Consider the following 17,888-nt stretch of genomic DNA (forward strand, 5'->3'; position numbering starts at 1 on the left):
GGGGCGCCCGCCGCTGCGGGCCCCCTCGCTCCCGAGGGACCCCGCCAGCGCAGGAACCTACCGGCGCTGGATGGCGTGGAGCACCTTGCCGACGGCATCGTGCGCGGCTCGCGCGGCGGCCATGCTTTCGTCGGCGTCCGACAGCAGTGCCAGAAGCCTTTCAGCCGCGTCGTGAGCCACCGCCGCGGCTTCGACATCGCCCAAAGCCGCGGCCGTGACCTCTCCCTGGACGAGGACGGCGAGAAGGGTCCTGCGTGGGTCGGCTCCAGGGATGCCCCAAAGGGCGGCCACGGAGTCTGAAGTGGCACCAACACGCGCCAACGGTGCCGATCCGTCGTCATCAGGACGCGGATCCAGCAGGTTACGCCGGGTCAGGGGTGCTAGAACCGTTCTCGGGGGGTGAATCGGCCGGGCTTCGCCTGGCCGAGAGGGGGACGCGAGGCGTCCCCCTCGGGACAAAAGAGCTAGGACCTCGAGCGGTTGCAAACCGATCGGTGTCCTAGCTCCGGACCTTCCGGGAGAGCCGCCGAGGTCGCCATTGGCTGGACGGGGCGCCTCCTGTAGCATCGAGGGCCGATGAAGGTCCTTTCGCGCGGAACGGTCATGGAGGGCGGACGCGCCGCATTCGAGGTCGTGGCGGCCCAGGATGACGAGGCTCGCCTCGTGCTGACGTTCGTAGGCCCCCTCCATCTCCACTACCGTGATCCTTCCCTGCGGATCTTCCTCGACGAGCTCGGCCGGATCCTGGCGAAGTGCTCCTTTGCATCGATCCGGATGGACTTCACGCAGATGCCGTTTTGCAACGACGCAGGCGTCTACGCCCTCATGGATATCCTGGACGCCGTTTACGAAAGCGTCCCGGGCCCCGTCACCGTCCGCCGCATCGCGGGCGACGACTGGCAAGTCGATGCCTTGCGGGTCTTGCTCAACCTGGACGAGACGGCCAACGCCGCGAGGACGACGTTCGAGGACGTGGAGCGAGCCTGAGCCAAGTTTCCCTCGCCGATCCAGACCCGCGGCCAAGGCTGAACCGCAGGCGCCCAAAGCTCCGCGCCGTCGCAACGTTCCCGGCTCCGGATCTCGGGACGTTCCTCTTTCTCGGAACGCTCCCCGCGTCCGCGTCCCCGTCGATTCCTCCGTCTCGCAACGCGCTTCGCGCCGCACCCGAGGGCGTTCCCGCCGTGTCGCAATGCTCCCGTCCTCGCTTACGGTAGGATTCCCCTTTCTTGCAACGCACCCTGCCGCTGTATCCGGGCGCGTTTCCCCGCCGTGCAACGCTTCCGGGATCCGCATCGCAGCACGTTCCCTTTTTCGGAAAAACACCGCGCGGATGCGGCGTGGCGCGTTCCAACTCTCGGGAACGTTCGTTGCTCCGTTTCCGGGTCGGCTCCCGACGGTTTCGTGCTCGGTTGCTTCCGCTCCGGGATGAATGATCTGCTCCGAACGTCTAACGCGCGAACCCGAGACGACCCCGCTCCCGCTCGCGGGGGTAGGGGAAGAGAGGATCCATGCGACGCCTTCGTGAGACCGATGGGAGCTCCCTTCATCGCCGCCACGTCCGTTTTCACCTCTCCACATGCAAGGGCGTGAGTCCCTTGCACGACACCCTGCATGCCGAGGCGAGCGTCCTCTACACGCAGTTGCGCGACGCCCAGCGCGCGCGAGAGGACGCCGAGGATGCGGCGACGACCGCGTCAGCCCAGCTCACCCGCGCCGAGGTGAACGTCGAGAACGGGATCCGCGAGATCGAGGCTGCCGCAAAGAAGCTCGACCGCAAGGACCCTTCTCTTGCCGCGCGACGCACGATCTTCCCGGCCGGTCTGAGCCCGGTGATCAAGCCCGACGGTCAGGCGCAGCTCGACGTCTTGCCCGCCCTGCGTGTCCGGCTCGCGCCGTTCGCCGGCAAGGGAGACATGGATGATGCCATCGCGGGTCTCGACCACGCGGAGATGCAGCATCGCGCTGCGCTCGACACCGTGGCCCTGGCCGCGGCCGAGCTCGAAACCCGATTCGCCGAGGAGCGCGCGGTTCGTCGATCGGTGCGCGAGCAGCTCGAAAGCGCTTACGGCCGGCTGCGAGACCATTACAAGGCGAATCCTTCCGCAGCGGAGCCGTTCTTCCTGCGAGAGAAAGAGCGTTCGCAGTCGAAGCGCAAAGCGCCCACGGACGGCGCCAAGCCGGAGGGCGCCCCCGGCTCCGCCGCGCAGCGCTGATCCCGCGCCCCCCAGATGCTTCCGCGATCACGGCCCCCTGGGGTACAGTGACCGCCATGCGCCGCGCGCTCGCCCCCCTCTCCGCCCTCGTCCTCCTCGGCTGCACGACCGCCGCGCCGCCGCCGCCGCCCACCGCGCGTGACCTCACGCCCGCGCCTTCCACCACGATCTCCGTTCCGGCACCCACGCCCACCTCCGCCCCGGCCGCGCCGCCTCCGGAGGATCACACGTTCGTCGAGGTCCGCGGCGGGGAGGGCGGGTTTTGCGCCCGCACCGAGCGCGGCTCCCTCTATTGCTGGGGCAGCATGGCCCTCCCCGGCGAGATGGCCCAACGCTCGCACGACCGCCCCGTGCGCATCGAAGGTTTCCCCAACCTGAAAGGCTTCACCATCCTCACGGGCGGCCAGATTGTCGGCTGGGACGCGGACGGCACGCTGTTTCGGGTGGTGCGCGACGACGCGACGAAACCCTTCCGCGTCGTGCGGGGCTTCCGGGTCGTGCAGCCCAAGCCCGAGGACATCGCGAAGTACACGTGGGGCTTGAATACCCCCGGGACCGCGCAGATCGTCGCCGGCAGCCGCGATTGCTTGCTGTCCGACAAGGGCGAGGTCTTTTGCTCGCTCCGCATGGAGTACACGGATGGGCCGTATCTGCGGGTGCCGGCCCCGCCCATTCGCGCCCTCTCCGATGAGGCATGCGGCATGGGCGTGGACGGCGGCTTCTATTGCTGGAACCTCGAGAGACACGAAACGACGCGCTTCGGTAAGCCCATCCCCGGCTACGGCGTGGGGCCCATGCCCCTGAAAGGGCCCGTGGAAGAAGCGGTCGTCGCCCATGTCCGGAACCTCGGGCATCAGCTATGCGCGCGGCGGCCCGACGGCACCGTCTTCTGCGACGATTCGCTCGTCGACCGGAAGCTCAAGGAGCTCGCCGAGGGCAAGCGGGTGACGCGGCTCTTCACGGGCCTCTGGAACAGCGTGTGCGTGACCCGCGAGGACGGCGTGTCGCGCTGCTCCTGCTCCTTCGAGAAGCCCTGCGTGGACATCGAGAAGACGTACGAAGTGCTCCCGACGGTCGATGCGTCGCTCGGGGTGGCCGTGCTTCCGCGAAACGTCTGCGCGCTCGGGAAGGATCACCGCGTGCGGTGCTTCGGTGCGCGCAATGGCGGCCTGCTCGGCGACGGCGTGTCGCGCGAGCTCGAACGCGCCGCGATGGTCCCCGAAATCACGGGCGCGAGCGAGATCAGCGCCGAGGGCGGCGTCGTCTGCGCGCGGTTCGGCATGACCCGCGTCTCCTGCTGGGGCGCGATCGCCGACGCGTTGCACGTGCCCCGGCGTGATCTCGTGCTTCCCGAGCCGGCCGTCGACGCCATCGTGGGTGGCATGCCGCTCTGCGTGCGCGGCGCGAAGTCGGGGCAATGGTACTGCCGGAACGGTCGGTTCATCCAGGGGAACCTGAAGGACGACTTCGCCTTGCTCGTCGACACCCGCGGCGCGGCGGTCAAGGACGTCACCGTGAAGGTCCACAACGGGGTCGGCATCATGGTCGCCAAGCGCGGCGGCGGCGCGGGGTGGTTCTATTACGAGGCAAACCCGAAGCCCCTCCGTGTGCAATGGTTCGACCCGAAGGATGAGCTGGCGAACGCCACGTACCTCACCCCCTTCCGCAGGGCCGTCCTCGCCGACGGGACGGCCATCTTCCAGGACGACTCCTTCGGCGACAAGGCGCGGGTCCCCGGAAAGTTCCGCGCCTTGCTGGACGCCGCGCGTTGCGTCGTCGACGAGGGCGCGCGCCTCGTCTGCATGGGCGCGCCCGATGGGCCGAAGGTCATGCAGACCGAGGTGGCGGAGGTCGACACCGATTGCGCGCGCACCGAGCGAGGCGAGGTGTTTTGCTTCGACCGCAAGGCGACGAAAAAAGGCGAGATCGCGAAGTTCCGGCGGATCGAGGGGCTGCCCGCGGGCGCGATCGTGCAGATCGCGCGCGATTGCGCCCGCACGCGGGAGGGAGAGATCTACTGCTGGGGGAGCGTGTTCGATCTGGGCGACCGCGATCCCATTCAGCACACGCCGGTGGAGATCGCCGTGCCCTGAGCGGGGTCGAGCTCGCGGACACGCCCATTTTCGATCCGCCAGACCACGCTCGTCGCGCGGCGGGCGAACGAGGCGTCGTGGCTGACCATCACGATCGCCCCCGGATACCCCGTGAGCGCGCGTTCGAGGCGTTCGAGCGAGGGCAGGTCGAGGTGGTTCTCGGGCTCGTCGAGCAGGAGCGCCGCGGCCTTCCTGCCGAGGCCGAGCGCAATGGCGAGCTTGCGCGCCTCGCCCGGCGACGGCTCGGCCGAGGCCAGGATCCGCTCGGGATCCGTGCCCAGCGTGGCCACGAGCGAAAGCGTGCGCCCGCGCGCCTCGGGTCCGAGGGCGCGGACCTCCGCGAGCAGCGCCCGCCGCGCCTCCGCCGGCAGATCCTGCGGCAGGTAGAGGACCTGCTCGCGCGGAATCCGCGCCGCGGCCGCGAGCGCGCCGAGCAGCGTGCTTTTGCCCGCGCCATTCCGACCCTCGATGCGAATGCGGCCGTCGCGCGGGACGGAGAGGCGCACGTCGTGGAGGAGCTCCGTATCACCCGCGCGAAGGACGGAAAGCTCGAGGAGGAAGGGCCAGGGCTGCGAAGGGCGCTCCCAGCCGACGTAGATCTCGCCGCCGTGCTCCTTCTCGACGTGGTGCCGGGCGACCTCGGCGCTCGCCCGCTCGAGATCGGCCCGCGCCACGCCCACGGTGCGCCCGGTGCGTTTCTCCGCGGATTCGATCGCGATCTTCCGGAGCATGCCCCGGCCGTCGTGATCGTTCTTGTTTTTCATCTGCGTCTTCATGCTCCGCGACGCGTCGATCGCGGCGTGCTCGCGCCGCGCCTGATCGAGCCTGCGCGCCGCGCGTTTCTCCTCGCCTTTGGCCGCCTCGCGCTCGTCCCGCGCGTGGGCCGCCTCGGCTTCCCAAGCGGCGCGCGCGTCGGCATATCGGCCGCGATAGACATGGACGCGGCATTGATGAATGCGCAGCGTCGTCGTGGTGAGCGCGTCGAGCAGGGTCCTGTCGTGCGAAACCAAGAGCCCGACGCCGTCGAAGCGGCGGAGCGCCCCGACGAGCAGCTTGCGCGCCTCGACATCGAGGTGGTTCGCGGGCTCGTCGAGCAAGAGGATCTCGGGCGCTTCGAAAAGCGCCGCGCCGATCTGCCAGCGTTTGCGCTCGCCGGGCGAGAGCGTGGGCCAGCGTTCGAGGTCCTCCGGCGCGAGATCGAGCCTGCCGCGGAGCGCGGCCGCTTCTCCATCGAGATCCTCGGCGAACCGCAGGATCGCATCGGAGAGCGAATCGACGGTCTGCGGGCAGAGCACGACGCGTGCTTCCGCCGGATCACGCCGCACGTGGCCCCGCTCGGGCCGCAATTCACCCGCGAGCAGGCGGAGCAGCGTGGTCTTGCCGGCGCCGTTCTCGCCCACGATGCCGGCCCATCCCGGCCCGAGGTGCAGCTCGACGTCCTCGAGCAAGGACGTGGCATCCCCATGGGAAAACGCTACGCGCAGCGCATGAAGCGATAACATATTCTGTTCTCCTGAATCGGTGGCCCGCGCGTCCCCGAGTTCGTCTCTCGTCGGGACCGGCGCCGGGCGTCACGGCACGTTTACGAACGGCTGGATTCAGGAAAACAGGCGCAACGGCGTAATCCTCCGAAGGGCGCGAGCAAGATAGCAGCCATGTTCTTGCTCGCAAGGAAGAATTTCAGGCTGTACGCTCGCGCTCGTCTGCTGACGCGGACGCGTTTCTGCTTCACCGAGGAGAAAATATGCTTTTACGACAGGCGGCTTTGACCTTGACCATGACCACCTCGCTGGTGCTGGCCGGCGCCGCGATAGGCTGCGGCGGCGGCACCGCCGATTCGAGCGGCAGCGCGGCCGGCGGCCAGGGCGCCGGCAGTTCCTCCTCCCAGAGCGGCTCGGGAGGCCAGGGCGGTCTGGGAGGCACAGGAGGCCAGGGCGGCGAGGGCGGCATCATCTTCGCCGGCTCGGGCGGCTCCGGCGGAGCCGGCGGCGGGAACTGCACGCCCGAGCTCGTGGGCGTCGTGCGCGATTTCAAAGGCTACCCGAACGGTCACCCCGATTTCGAGCATTTCGGCGGCGAAGGGCTCAAGGGCATCGTGAAGTTCGACCTCGGCCCCGACAAGAAGCCCGTCTACGCGCACGACGGCCCCACCGCGCACACGACCGGCCCCGCGGAGTTCGATCAATGGTACCGCGACGTCGACGGCGTGAACATGTCGATGCCGTTCAAGGTGACGCTGACCGAGGACCCGGCGACCGGCATCGCGACCTTCGAGAGCACCGCATTCTTCCCGATCGACAACCAGCTCTTCGGGAACGAGGACTTCGACCACAACTACGGGTTTACGTACGAGCTCCACATGACGTTCAAGTACCAGGGCGGCGAGACGTTCGCGTTCAGCGGCGACGACGACCTCTGGGTGTTCGTGAACAACCGGCTCGCCATCGATCTCGGCGGCCTGCATCCGCCGCAGGCCGACACGCTGAACCTCGACGCGAAGGCTGCCGAGCTCGGGATCGAGCCCGGCAAGGAGTACGCGCTCGACTTCTTCCACGCCGAGCGGCACAGCACAGGGTCGAACTTCAAGGTTCAGTCGACCCTGAGCTTCACGAACTGCGATCCGATCATCATCCCGAAGTAGCCGCGCGTCGGGCGCGCTCGGCGGCGACCCAGACGAGGGCGTCTTCTTCCCGTTCGAAGTACTTCATCTGGAACATCTTCTGGCCATAAAAGACACGTAGGGCCTTCAAGAACATGCCCATCAGCACGCGCATGTGAAAGCTCGCGCCGATGATGGCGAGCCCGGCGATCCTCCGCGCCCGCGCATCTCCCGCCGCGGCCTTGCGCGCCGCCGGGCCGACCTCCTCGAGCTGGCTCATGTCGGCGACCACGAAATAAGGTCGACCATCCGGGATCAGCTCCGCGGTCCAGGTGTACAGCTTGTCGATCTGACCGATGATGGAAGGGCCGATCCACCACACGCGGACGATGTCGGGGGGATCGAAGCGCGCGCGGTGGGTACCGAATTGGAGGGTCCGCGCTCGTTCGTCTTCAGTCATGATTCGGGCTCCAAACTCGGGCTTGCTGTGGGCGTGTCCCCCGCCTTGTCTTCCGCGAGAAAAGCCGCGGTCTCCCGCACCTCGGGCAGAGGGCTCGACGTCGCGAGCGCGGCATCCCCCCGATAAAGCTGATTCGTGGCCGCGAGCGCCCGGAGGATCGTGCACGCGTCCTCCGCGTCGTTCACGCAGGCGCGGCGGAGCCGGGAAAGGAGCCGGGCCCGCGCCTGCTCGGAGTGGCTCGCGAGCGCCACGCGCATCGCGAGGCCCCGGAGCTCGAGGTCTTCGTGCCAGAGCCACGGCTCGATCGCGTGGAACAAGGTGTACGTCGGCGACGCCCTGTGCCCGAGCGCGCGGAGCACGTCACGCGCGAAGGCCGCGTCCGCAGAGGCGAGCAGCCGGCACAAGGTCGGCGTGAGCTCGAAGCTCATGTCGCAATCGAGGTCCGGCAGGATCCTGGACAAGGCCGCGCGGGGATCGGCTTCGAGGTCGCGTCGCATCGCCGCGATCCGCGCGCGCTCTTCCATCTCCAGGGCCCCCTGCTCCTCCGACTCCTCGATCGTGATGCGGAAGTCGGTGAACGGGTACCCCATTCCGCTGTCCTGGTCCTCGTCCCGCGGAAATCCTTTCGGCAGCGCATCGCGGATTCGGCGCGCGAGGTCGAGGTGCCGGACGGGATCGTGCCAAAGGAGGGCGGTCGCGACGGGGATCGCCTCCTCGGGCGCGAGCTTTTCCATGGCGCGGAGGAGCGCCTCCTCGGCAGCCGCCACGCGATACCTTCCGAGGGTGCGGCTCGCCTCCACGCGCTCGTTGCACGTCTCCCGGTCCCGGCCGGGCACGAGGCGTTTCTCCATGGCGGCGATGAGCGTCATGTCCGCGGAGGGAAGATCCTCCACGACATGGCGGAGCGCCCAGTACATCCACATGGGCAGCTCCGGGTGGCCGGGGTGATCGAGGCGCTCGAGGAGAAGAGGGATGTCCTTCGGCTTCGCGGTGCGCGCGACGATCTGGGCCGCCGCCACGTGCTTGCGTCCATCGTGTCCGTCGGGGCGGCGGAGGATCGCCATGGCCTTGACGCGCATCGGCCCGACGAGATCGTCGAGCAGGTTCGAAACACCCCAGCGCGAGTCCATGGCCATGCGCTGGTAGACATCGAAGAGGAGGCAATGCGCGAGGACGATGTCCTGCGCCAGGATCTTCCGCGCGATCCGGACGCGCTCGTCGTCCTCGACGCCCTCCGCGAAGAGCCGCTCGAATGCGTCGCGCACCGGGCCAGGCTTGAGCTCGCTCCAGCTGAAGTGGAGGAGCATGTTCGGGAGCGGCATGCGTCCGCATCCTTGCACATCCACGCCCACGAGGACGAGGGTTACGGCGCGAACTTTGCGAGCAGTTCCGGCTTGTTGCCGAGGATTCCGGGGAGCCTCTGCGCGACGACGGCGCCCATGCCCTGGACGAGGGTCTCGCTGCCCTCCCAGGCGATCGGGCCAAGCGGGGGCTCGGGCTCGTATTCGAGGATGAGCTGGGCCGCCTTGGCGGAGGCCTCGTTCGTGAGGCGAGCGCCGAGCGCGAGCGCCATGTCGATGCCCGCCGAGACGCCGGCCGCCGTGATCACCCGGCCGTCCTCGACCCAGCGCCCCTTGACGGGCGTCGCCCCGAAGCGCGCGAGGTGCGGCAAGAACGACCAGTGCGTCGTGGCCTTCTTGCCTTCGAGCAAGCCGAGCGCCGCGAGCACGAGCGAGCCCGTGCACACCGAGCTCACGAAGGAGGCCTTCGCGGCGGCTCTGCCGAGCCAGCCCATGATGCGATCGCTGGCCATCGCGTGAAAGGGCCCGATGAGGCCCCCCGGGACGACGATGCCGTAGGGCTCGGGCACGTCGTCGAGCGTGCGCTCGGGGACGATACGAAAAGGCAGATCGGTCTCGATGGGCTCGATGCGCTCGCCCACGGTGACGGTCCGGAGATCGGACGATCCTTCGAGGGCCTTCAGCACCTGCAGGGGCCCGACGAGGTCGAGGGGCGTGATCTCGGGGAAGATGAGGAAAGCGATGGTCCGTTCGCGCATGGGATTCCGTCCTCCAGGGGGGTGCAGTGTGAACGTTTGGTGATTGACACGCCAAGGGATCCGTTGCCCGATGGGCACCGGGGAACCTTCATGAACCGCCTCCTTCTCGTGGGCCTCGACGAGCCCGAGGTGCGTGATCTTCGCGCGCGCCTCTCGACCCAGATCCCGATCGTGTCCTGTCCCGTCTTGCCGCGTATCCTGCTGGAAGCCGGTGAGCTCCTCGTCGAGCGGCCGAACGCGCACGAGGTCTACGTGCCGGTGTCGCGCGTGGTGTTCCACGGCATCTTCGAGGACGATCTGCCGCTCTTGACCGCGCTCGCGCTCTGGGGCGGGCCGTGTCTGCCGCTCGCGCGCGGGATGATGGACGCGCGTCCGCGGATCCCGTGCCTCGTGCGGGCGCTCGCGGTGACGCGGTTCGGGGCGATGCGACGCGGTTATGCCGATCGGGCGTCGCCCGTTTCGCCGAAGGCAGGGGAGACGCTCGTGGCGAAATGGGGCGAGTGGCATTGTGGAGAGAACAAGGAGCTCTTTTCGGCGACACGGCGCGCGGAGGTGCCGACGTTGATCGAGCCGTTCGTGCGCGGGGAGGCGACGCGGATCCACGTGCTCGGCGAGCGCGCGTGGCAGATCCGCATGGCCGGCGAGACGTGGCTCAAGTCGATCCACCACGCAGGATCGGTGGTGCTTCCCGCGGGCGAGGCGGATCCCGCGCTCGTGGAGGACGCGCGGCGGATCGGCGCGGCGTTTGGCCTGGAGATGTTCGCGATCGATTACATGGTGGAGCCCGACGGGACGAAGCACCTGCTCGAGCTGAACCACATCCCGAACGTGACCGTGTTCCCGGAGCTGCGCGAAGCGTATCTCGATTTCGTGGCGTCGTGGATCGAGGCGGGCTCCGCGCGGCCCCGCTCCTGAGAGAGAACATCGCAGATGACCGTCGACGACGCAGTTCGTGAGCTCCGCATCGAGAACGAAGCCCTCCGGCAGCGCGTGGCGCGCCTCGAGCAGGAGCGCGACGAGGCACGGCAGGCGCTTTCTGCGCACCGGAAGGACGTCACGACCGTCGACGCGCTCTTCCGCGCGCTGCCGGACCTCTTCTTCCGGCTGGACAAGGACGGGATCATCATCGATTACCGAGCCCGAGCGGCCGACGACCTGTACGTCCCTCCCGAGGTGTTCCTGGGCAAACGGATGTCCGATCTGTTGCCCGCCGACGTGGGCGCCTACCTGGAGCGCGTGATGCTCGACGCCCTCGATAGCGGGAAGGTGAAGCAGGCCGAGTATTCGCTGCCGATGGGCCCGGCGGTGGAATGGTACGAGGCGCGTATCGTTCCCCTGGACGCCGAAGAGATCGTCATGCTGGTACGCCAAACGACGGAGGATCACCTCAATCGGGAGGCATTGCAACGGCGCCGCGTGGAGCTCGAAGACTCGCTGCGCTCCGTCCGGCTGTTCCGAGCGCTCGCCGACCATGCGCCGAGCGCCATCGCCGTGTCACGAACGGGCGGGGAGCCGATCTATGCGAACGACGCTTGTCGCGCGCTCTTCGGCGTCGGAAGCGACGAGGCAGGCATCGACGTCACGGCCTTTGTGGCCGAGGGTCCCGTGGCGGAGGCCGTTCGGCGTGGCCATGAGGTGCGGGGCGCGATCGGGGCCTTCCGGCGGACCGACGGGTCGATGTTCCAGGGGCATCTCACGGCGTTCGCCTTGCACGAAGAAGACGGGCCCTCCCACGAGGCCTTCATCATCGCCGACGTGACCGCGACGCTCGCCGCCGAGGAGGAGCGGCGGGCGCTCGCCGAGCAGGTCATCGCGGCGCAAAACGAGGCCCTGCGCGCGCTCTCGACCCCGCTCGTGCCGATCGCCCGGCGCGTCGTCGCGGTCCCGCTCATCGGCAGCGTGAACGCCGAGCGCGCCGAGCGGCTGCTCGAGGTTTTGCTCGACGGCGTCGCGCAGCGCGGCGCCTCGGTGGTGCTGCTCGACGTCACGGGCGTCCCGGAGGTGGATCCCGAGGCCGCCGACGCGATCACGCGGGCCGCGCGCGCCGTCGGCCTGCTCGGGGCCGAGCTCGTGCTGACCGGCGTGGGCCGCGAGGTCGCGCGGACGCTCATCGAGCTCGGCTCGGATCTCCGGGGAATCGTGACGCTCGGCAGTCTGGAACAGGGAATCGCCTACGGGATCCGCAAAACGCGCTGACGTTTTTCGCGCGGGAAGAGCTACGAGAGCTCGATCCGCTCGATTCGCGCCGGCACGTGCTTGTGCCACGGCGTCCCCGCGAGCCAATCCCGCTGCGCGTGGTGCGTGAGCTCGTTCGGCGCGGTGCCGTGCCTTCGCTCTCCGCCGGCCTCGTCCGGATACAAAAGCCCGCCGCCATTCGGCAGGCTCACGTGGCCGGCCCGCATGCCGTCGTTCACCTCGACCGTCGCGGTCGCGCTGCCGCCCTCGGTCACGATACGTACGACGCTGCCCGTGGATACGCCGAGATCCGCCGCGTCCGCCGGGCTCATGCGGAGGGCGCCTTCGAGGTCGACCTTGCGCCACGCAGGATCCCGGAAAATGGTGTTCGCCGAGGAGGACCTGCGCTCGCCGGCCGCGAGGATGAACGGATATCGCTCGTCCCGGGAAGGCATGGGCTCCGTCGCGAGGCCAACGAGCTCCTGCATGAGCTCCGGGATCATCAGGCGAATGCGTTTGTCCGGCGTGTCGAGCCGCGCCCACGTCTCCTCGTACGAATCGACGGTGAACGTGATGCCGGAGCGTTCGCGGAGGATGGCGTCGAAGAGCGCGTCGGCGCCGGGAAAACCCGCGCGCTGCACGCTTTCGGGGAAGGCCATGAAGCACGATTGCGCGATGCCCCAGAGCACGGCCGTGGCCTCGGCCCCCGGGGGCAGCGTCGGGCCGAGCGTCTCGTAGAGGATCACCGGCGCGAGCGCCATGAGCTCGGGCCGCGTGCCGATGAGCCCCATGAAGGCCATCGCATACTCGCCCCGCGAACGGCGCGCCGCCTCGGCGAGCGGCGCGAGATCCACGCTGTCGAGCGCGCCCATCGCGCGCACGAGGCGGCGGTGGATCTCGGACTCGGGCAAGGTCCCCGGGAGCGGCGCGAGGAGGGGCGCGCGGAGCTGGAAGGCGTTTTTCGGAAACTCCAGCGTGAAGAACGTCGCTTCCCATTTCTCGAATTGCGACGCCGTCGGCAGCACGTAATGCGCGAGCCGCGCGGTCTCCGTGAGCGCGACGTCGATCACGACGAGGCAATCGAGCGCGGCGAAGGCCTCACGGAAGCGCTTCGAATCGGCGAGCGAGTGCGCGGGGTTCGCGCTCTCGACGATCATCGCCCGGAGGCGCTGCGGGTGGTCCGTCAGGATCTCGTCCGGGATCACGTTGCAGGGTACGAGCCCCGTGATGATCCGCGCGCCGGTGACGGGCGTGGTGCTGCCGCGTTTGCCCCCGCCGCTGCCCCCGCCGAGCGACGCCATCCGCGAATGGATGTTCATCCCGCCCTCCTTGGCGAAGCTGCCGACGAGCAGGTAAACGAGCTTCTCCAGCCACGAATCGAGCGTGGAGTGCGGCGCCTGCTGGATGCCGAGATCCTCCTGGATGGCGACGCTCTTCGCGCGGGCGATGCGGCGCGCGACCTCGCGCACGAGGGATTCTTCGACCCCGCAGCGCTTCGCGAAGTCGGCGACGGGGATCTCCGCGAGGGCTTCGAGCACGGGCTCCGCGTCGTTCGTGTGCTCGGCGAGGAAGCGGCGATCGACGAGGTCTTCCTGCACGAGCGTGCCGAGGATCGCGGCGAGGCAAAAGGCGTCCGTGCCCGGATGGACGGCGAGGTGGTATTGCGCGAGCCGCGCGGTCTCGGAGCGACGCGGGTCGATGACGACGAGGCAGCGCCCGGGGTCGCTCGCGATCTCCTTGAGCACGTGGCGGGCGCGGGGGAAGCCGTGCGAGTGCCAGGGGTTCTTCCCGACGAAGACGGCCACCTCGGCGTGCTCGAAATCGGGCGCGGTGTGGCAACGCGGGCGGCCGAAGAGCTTGCCGTCGACCCAGAACTCGCCGGTTTTCTCCTGCGCGAGCGCGTTCGAACGGTAGACCGCTCCGAGCGTCGCGAGCGTGGCCGTGGCGTAGGTGCCGCAGAGGTGATTGCCCTGGCCGCCGCCGCCGTAATAAAAGATGGAGGCCCCGCCGTGGGTATCGCGGATCCCCATGAGCTTCGCGGCGATCTCGCGGATCGCGGTGTCCCAGTCGATCGCCTCGAACGAGCCGTCGGGCCGCCGCCGGAGCGGCGTGCGCAGGCGATCCTTGGCGTTCTGGTAATGGTCGAGGCGCTGGGCCTTCTCGCAGAGATACCCGCGTGACGTCGGGTGCTGCCGGTCGCCGCGCACGCGCGTGAGCCTGCGATCTTCGACGAGCACCTCGATGCCGCAGTTCATGCTGCAGAGGATGCACGCGGTCTTCTGGAACGTCCCGGCTTCGGTCGTCATGGAGGGCCTCCGGCGGAGGTCATCGTACCACGAAGCGGTTTGCCCGGCAGAAAGCTTCTCACTTCCCGCCTGGCGCGGCTCTGGTACAAGGCTGTCCGTAATGAAACGTTTTGGCCTCCTCACAGCCACGCTCCTCGCCTCCGTCGCCGCCACGGGCTGCGTGAACCCGTACGCGGGCCTCTTCGATCCCGCGGCGATGCAGGCGCAGCAGGCGCAGGCGATGGCCGACGCGCAGGCGCAGAACGACGCGCAGATCCTGGCGCAGCTCGAGGAGTCACGCGCCGCCGTGAAGGCGAGCCCGGGCGACATGAACGCGGCGCGGGTGCTTGCGCAACGCGTGGGGGCCTGTTTCATCCTGGGGCTCGTCGATCGGAAGAAGATCGACGGCGAGGCGGCGATCGTCGAGGCGGACGCCGCGCTCGAAGAGGCGACGAAGAAGAATCCCGATCAGAAGGCGGAGGCGCTCTCGTCGAAGGGGATCCTGCGCATCCACGCGAAGCGCAACGCGGAGTCCATCGAGATCCTCGAGGCCTCGATGACCGCGCGACCCACGGTGCTCGCGTGCGTGCCGCTGATCAAGGAGCTCGACGACGCCGGGCGATCGGAGGAGGTCCTCGGCCATTGCAAGAAGGCGCGCCCGGCGGTGCGGGACGACGAGGATCGGTACACGCTGCTCGATAGCTGTCTTCAGCATTCGCACGGGGCCCCGGCAGAGAAGGGGCTCGCGTGGGCGGGGCAGGCGGACATCGATTTTTACAACCAAAAGACCAGCGAGTTCGTCCAGCAAAAGGCGGCGTACCGGGCCGAGCAGGAGGCGCACTCGGCGCAGATGCGCGCGGACTTCGACGCGAGCCGCAGGCGCGCAGACGAGGAGCGCGCCGCGCGGGCAGGAGCTTCGAGCTCGGGCGGCGGCGGGTCCACGTATTCGCTGCGGCTGCACAATAGCTGCTCGCGCAGCGTAAAATTGTTCTTCGGGGACAACCCGAAGTTCGGCAGCGGGACGCGGACGTCGCTCGGGTCGAACTCGACGACGTCGTACTCGGGCGCTGGGCCGAAGACGGTGTGGATCGTGGACGACCGCGATCAGGGCATTTCGAGCTTCGTGGCGAGCGGGTCGCAGTCGATGCAGATCACGTCGAGCTGCGCGGGGTTCTCGACGTACTGAGGGCCTACGCCGCGGTGAAGGAGATGATTGGGGGGAGGAAATACCCGGCATTCGTCGAGGCGAGGTGCCACGTGTTCTTCCCCGGGCCGATCTCGAGCATCCTGAAGAAATACAAGGGACAATTGCTCATGTCCCCCTCGTACCGCGCGTAGTTCTCCAGGGTCACGTAATCGGTGCCGCTCTTCGCGACGACCGTGCCCCAGTGGTACTCGAAAATGTCCTGGTGGGCGTCCTTCGCGTTCTTCACTTCGGCCGAGGTCGCCAGGCTGACCGTGCCGATGGCGGCGCCGAGGGGCGGATCCATGTAATGGTTTGCATGCAGGCGCTGGACTTCGTTCTTGAATTCGGCGCTGTTGCCGTGGTCTGCGAGGATCAGTCTGTAGTTCGTGGTGATGTCGTCGAGGAAGGCGAGGTAGTCCTTCTGCTTGCTTTGCTCCCGGCTGGCCTGCCGCTTGAGCTCCGCGAAGTCGTCCGACCACGTGCGGTCGGTGAACTCGTCCAGGAGCGCGAGCGCGATCCGGTTGCCCTCGTCGAGGGCCGAGTAGCCGGTCACGTTCAGGTTGCCGGAGACGAACTGGGCCATGTCATTGCACCGCTGCGGCACCTTGATCGCGAGCCCCTGCACGCCCGTGGCCTTGATCTTCGGCTCGATCCGGTAGAGCTTGTTGTTCCGCCCGCCGTGCGTCACGTGCAGGTAGTCGTTGCCCGCGACGAGCGAGATCTTGCCCTTGAGCGCGGTGTTCGCCTCCTTCACGCGATCCATCGTGGCGAAGAAGACCTTGGCTTCTTGCCCCGGCCCCGTCGCCTCGATGGCGAGATCGCAGTTGTCGGAGACGAGGATGTCGGTCACGGATTGCGTGACGAGGTTCGGCTTGGTCTTCCCTTCGTCCTTGAAGAAGCTGTCGTGCACCTCGTCTTGCCGGACGAAGAAGTCGGCGTCCGGCGTGTCGCTGTCGGCGAAGAAGCCCCATCGCTTCTTGCCGGGGTATTGCTCGGCGTCCGGAGCAACCCGCGTGTAACGCTGGACCGCGCCACCCCCTCCGCCCCCCTTCGCCGGATGCGGTGGAGGCGCCACGCGCCCGACGGTCGCGCCGAACGCGGGTTTCGCCTGCGCCACCGTGGCCGGATGAGGCGGGCGTTCGGGGACGGCCGTCCGGACGGGCGCCTTCGCCTGGAGCACCGCCGCCGGATGGGGGGGTTTGGAGTTCGCCGCGACGGAGGACGATGCCTTTTGCGCAGCGATTCTCTTGAATGCCATGGGATCGGCTCGCGAGTGTACAGGGGGCCGCGTGGAGGTCCCAACTTCTTGCACACCGCTGCCTGGGCCAAGGTTTTCGTCAGGTCGCAATGTTCGTAGCGCGCCCCTTCCGGATGAGCGCCGCCCCGATTCCGCCGAGCAAAAGGCCGGACACCAGGAAGGCGATGTCCCATGCAAGCTCGCGCTCGCCCGGCCGCACGTGATGGAGCCCGAAGAGCTGATGGTCGATGAGGCCCTCGAAGAAATTGAAGAGGCCCCAGCCGAGCGACATCGCGCCCACGAACATCGGCGTCGAGCGCGGCAAGGTGCCCTTCTTGAAGCCACGCCAGAGCAAGGCGAGGCCGATCGCGGTCGTCATCCACGCGACCGCGTGGAAGAGGCCGTCGAAGAACATGTTGACCTTCATGTGGAGCAAATTCGTCGGCGGCAGCCGCGACGAAAGCATGTTGTGCCATTGGAGGATCTGGTGGAACACGATGCCGTCCACGAATCCCCCGAGCCCCACGCCGAGCAGGATGCCCGCCGCGAGGAGGCCCCCGTCCTTTCGATGTCCCATGACGTCACCCATCCTTTCCCGTTCCCGCGGTTGGTCCGCGCTTGTGAAACCAGAGCGACACGAGCCAGCCGACCACGAAAGGGAGGAGCAGAAGTGCAAGGTGGGCCCACGTATTCGGATCTTCCCGGATGAATGCGCGTGTCCTCCACGCGAGCGGGCAGTCCGGGCACGCGAGCGCGAGGGCAGGGCAGAGCCCGAGGAGACAAGCGAGTACGAGGGCCACGGTCGCTGGCATGCGCGCGGGGGCTGCAACGGCAGTGCCCGCCAATCCGCTGCGAGAAACGAGCATCGAGCGCACGAGCTCGTGTAGGATCGCGCGCATGCTTTTTCCCAATCCTCGCGCTTTTCTCCTCGTCCTCCCCGTCCTCGTGGCTTGCAGCGGGAAGGTCGACGTCGATCAAACCTCGACGAGCACCAGCGGCTCCGGCGGTCAGGGCGGTACCGGCGGCTCCGGCGGCTCGGGCGGCTCCGATTCCACGTGTCCCGCCGAGCAGCCCGCCGTGGGCGCGCCGTGCGACGTGCCGCCGGGTGAGGAGTGCTCGTACGGCGAGTGTTGCCCGGGTATCTTCGCGTGCGAGGCGGGGAGCTGGGTCGAGCTCCCCGTCGGGTGCGCGCCGCCGCCGGTGCCATGCCCCGCGTCTCCGCCGCTCGACGGCACGTCTTGCCTCGGAGGTCCGTGTGGGCAAACGTCGCCGTGCACCTATGCCTGCGCGCCGGGCGGCGCGTCGTTCACCGTGACGTGCGGCGACGATAATGTCTGGCACAGCGACATGTCGTCCTTGTGCAATGGCGCCGTGACCTGCGGCGACAAGCTCCAGTGCCTCGAGGGATACGTCTGCGTCACGAAGCAGGCCTTCGGGTCCGAATACGTATGCGCCCCGGATCCTTGCGGACCGGATCCGCTCTCGTGCGCCTGCGCCGAGTCCGTCTGCGGGGACGGGTTCGCCTGCATCCAGGCCTCGGGCAAGAACGTCCTCTGCGAGTGCCCGGCTTGCAAGTGAAGC

General features: G+C 68.4%; 17 protein-coding genes. 8 read left to right on the top strand and 9 right to left on the bottom strand.

The genetic code is table 11. The features are described from left to right. Positions 1-57: 57 nt before the first annotated feature. Entirely contained in the window at positions 58-291 is a 234-nt protein-coding gene (locus KEG38_RS38645) for a hypothetical protein (protein WP_272425456.1), read from the bottom strand. A gap of 285 nt (positions 292-576) precedes the next feature. Here KEG38_RS38645 and KEG38_RS38650 point away from each other — a divergent pair, with 285 nt between their 5' ends. The 3 genes from KEG38_RS38650 to KEG38_RS38660 all read left to right on the top strand — a co-directional run bounded on the left by KEG38_RS38650 (position 577) and on the right by KEG38_RS38660 (position 4,306). Then, complete coding sequence (locus KEG38_RS38650) at positions 577-987, top strand: hypothetical protein (protein ID WP_272425457.1); 411 nt, start codon at positions 577-579, stop codon at positions 985-987. A 521-nt stretch (positions 988-1,508) separates the two neighbouring features. Continuing rightward, on the top strand, positions 1,509-2,213 hold the full coding sequence (locus KEG38_RS38655; protein WP_272425458.1) for a hypothetical protein: 705 nt from the start codon (positions 1,509-1,511) through the stop codon (positions 2,211-2,213). Between the two features lie 56 nt (positions 2,214-2,269). After that, on the top strand, positions 2,270-4,306 hold the full coding sequence (locus KEG38_RS38660) for an RCC1 domain-containing protein (RefSeq protein ID WP_272425459.1): 2,037 nt from the start codon (positions 2,270-2,272) through the stop codon (positions 4,304-4,306). Here the strand turns inward: KEG38_RS38660 and KEG38_RS38665 are convergent. Next, the gene (locus KEG38_RS38665) at positions 4,273-5,808 is read right to left on the bottom strand and encodes an ATP-binding cassette domain-containing protein (protein WP_272425460.1); all 1,536 of its coding nucleotides are present in this window, start codon (positions 5,806-5,808) and stop codon (positions 4,273-4,275) included. The genes KEG38_RS38660 and KEG38_RS38665 overlap by 34 nt on opposite strands. A gap of 275 nt (positions 5,809-6,083) precedes the next feature. Here KEG38_RS38665 and KEG38_RS38670 point away from each other — a divergent pair, with 275 nt between their 5' ends. Next, a complete protein-coding gene (locus KEG38_RS38670; protein WP_272425461.1) occupies positions 6,084-6,947 on the top strand; it encodes a fibro-slime domain-containing protein in 864 nt (287 codons plus the stop codon). On the opposite strand, the gene KEG38_RS38675 is transcribed toward KEG38_RS38670, so the two are convergent. The 3 genes from KEG38_RS38675 to KEG38_RS38685 are packed head-to-tail and all read right to left on the bottom strand — an operon-like array spanning position 6,934 to position 9,424. Further along, complete coding sequence (locus tag KEG38_RS38675; RefSeq protein ID WP_272425462.1) at positions 6,934-7,365, bottom strand: STAS/SEC14 domain-containing protein; 432 nt, start codon at positions 7,363-7,365, stop codon at positions 6,934-6,936. The two genes, KEG38_RS38670 and KEG38_RS38675, sit on opposite strands and share 14 nt — an antisense overlap. Beyond that, complete coding sequence (locus KEG38_RS38680) at positions 7,362-8,687, bottom strand: hypothetical protein (protein ID WP_272425463.1); 1,326 nt, start codon at positions 8,685-8,687, stop codon at positions 7,362-7,364. The genes KEG38_RS38675 and KEG38_RS38680 overlap by 4 nt, the downstream gene beginning before the upstream one ends. Before the next feature lie 41 nt (positions 8,688-8,728). Next, complete coding sequence (locus KEG38_RS38685) at positions 8,729-9,424, bottom strand: DJ-1/PfpI family protein (protein WP_272425464.1); 696 nt, start codon at positions 9,422-9,424, stop codon at positions 8,729-8,731. Between the two features lie 90 nt (positions 9,425-9,514). On the opposite strand from KEG38_RS38685, the gene KEG38_RS38690 reads away from it, so the two are divergent. Both KEG38_RS38690 and KEG38_RS38695 read left to right on the top strand, forming a co-directional pair. Then, positions 9,515-10,339: an ATP-grasp domain-containing protein gene (locus tag KEG38_RS38690; RefSeq protein WP_272425465.1), complete on the top strand. Its 825-nt coding sequence runs from the start codon at positions 9,515-9,517 to the stop codon at positions 10,337-10,339. A 15-nt stretch (positions 10,340-10,354) separates the two neighbouring features. Next, the gene (locus KEG38_RS38695; RefSeq protein ID WP_272425466.1) at positions 10,355-11,620 is read left to right on the top strand and encodes a PAS domain-containing protein; all 1,266 of its coding nucleotides are present in this window, start codon (positions 10,355-10,357) and stop codon (positions 11,618-11,620) included. A 20-nt stretch (positions 11,621-11,640) separates the two neighbouring features. Here KEG38_RS38695 and KEG38_RS38700 read toward each other — a convergent pair whose 3' ends face one another. Then, positions 11,641-13,905: a molybdopterin-dependent oxidoreductase gene (locus tag KEG38_RS38700; protein WP_272425467.1), complete on the bottom strand. Its 2,265-nt coding sequence runs from the start codon at positions 13,903-13,905 to the stop codon at positions 11,641-11,643. Positions 13,906-14,005: 100 nt separating this feature from the next. On the opposite strand from KEG38_RS38700, the gene KEG38_RS38705 reads away from it, so the two are divergent. Beyond that, positions 14,006-15,070 carry a hypothetical protein gene (locus KEG38_RS38705; RefSeq protein ID WP_272425468.1) on the top strand — a complete coding sequence of 355 codons (1,065 nt, stop codon included), beginning with the start codon at positions 14,006-14,008 and terminating at the stop codon, positions 15,068-15,070. Between the two features lie 4 nt (positions 15,071-15,074). On the opposite strand, the gene KEG38_RS38710 is transcribed toward KEG38_RS38705, so the two are convergent. From KEG38_RS38710 to KEG38_RS38720, 3 genes are all read right to left on the bottom strand, one after another. Next, positions 15,075-16,328: a hypothetical protein gene (locus KEG38_RS38710; protein WP_272425469.1), complete on the bottom strand. Its 1,254-nt coding sequence runs from the start codon at positions 16,326-16,328 to the stop codon at positions 15,075-15,077. Positions 16,329-16,407: 79 nt separating this feature from the next. Next, positions 16,408-16,884: a DUF2243 domain-containing protein gene (locus KEG38_RS38715; protein ID WP_272425470.1), complete on the bottom strand. Its 477-nt coding sequence runs from the start codon at positions 16,882-16,884 to the stop codon at positions 16,408-16,410. 4 nt (positions 16,885-16,888) lie between these two features. Beyond that, entirely contained in the window at positions 16,889-17,206 is a 318-nt protein-coding gene (locus KEG38_RS38720; RefSeq protein ID WP_272425471.1) for a hypothetical protein, read from the bottom strand. On the opposite strand from KEG38_RS38720, the gene KEG38_RS38725 reads away from it, so the two are divergent. Then, positions 17,205-17,885, top strand: a complete 681-nt coding sequence (locus KEG38_RS38725; RefSeq protein ID WP_272425472.1) for a hypothetical protein — start codon at positions 17,205-17,207, stop codon at positions 17,883-17,885. The two genes, KEG38_RS38720 and KEG38_RS38725, sit on opposite strands and share 2 nt — an antisense overlap. Positions 17,886-17,888 lie beyond the last annotated feature (3 nt).

The organism is Polyangium jinanense (assembly GCF_028435265.1).
Taxonomy (GTDB): Bacteria; Myxococcota_A; Polyangia; order Polyangiales; family Polyangiaceae; genus Polyangium; species Polyangium jinanense.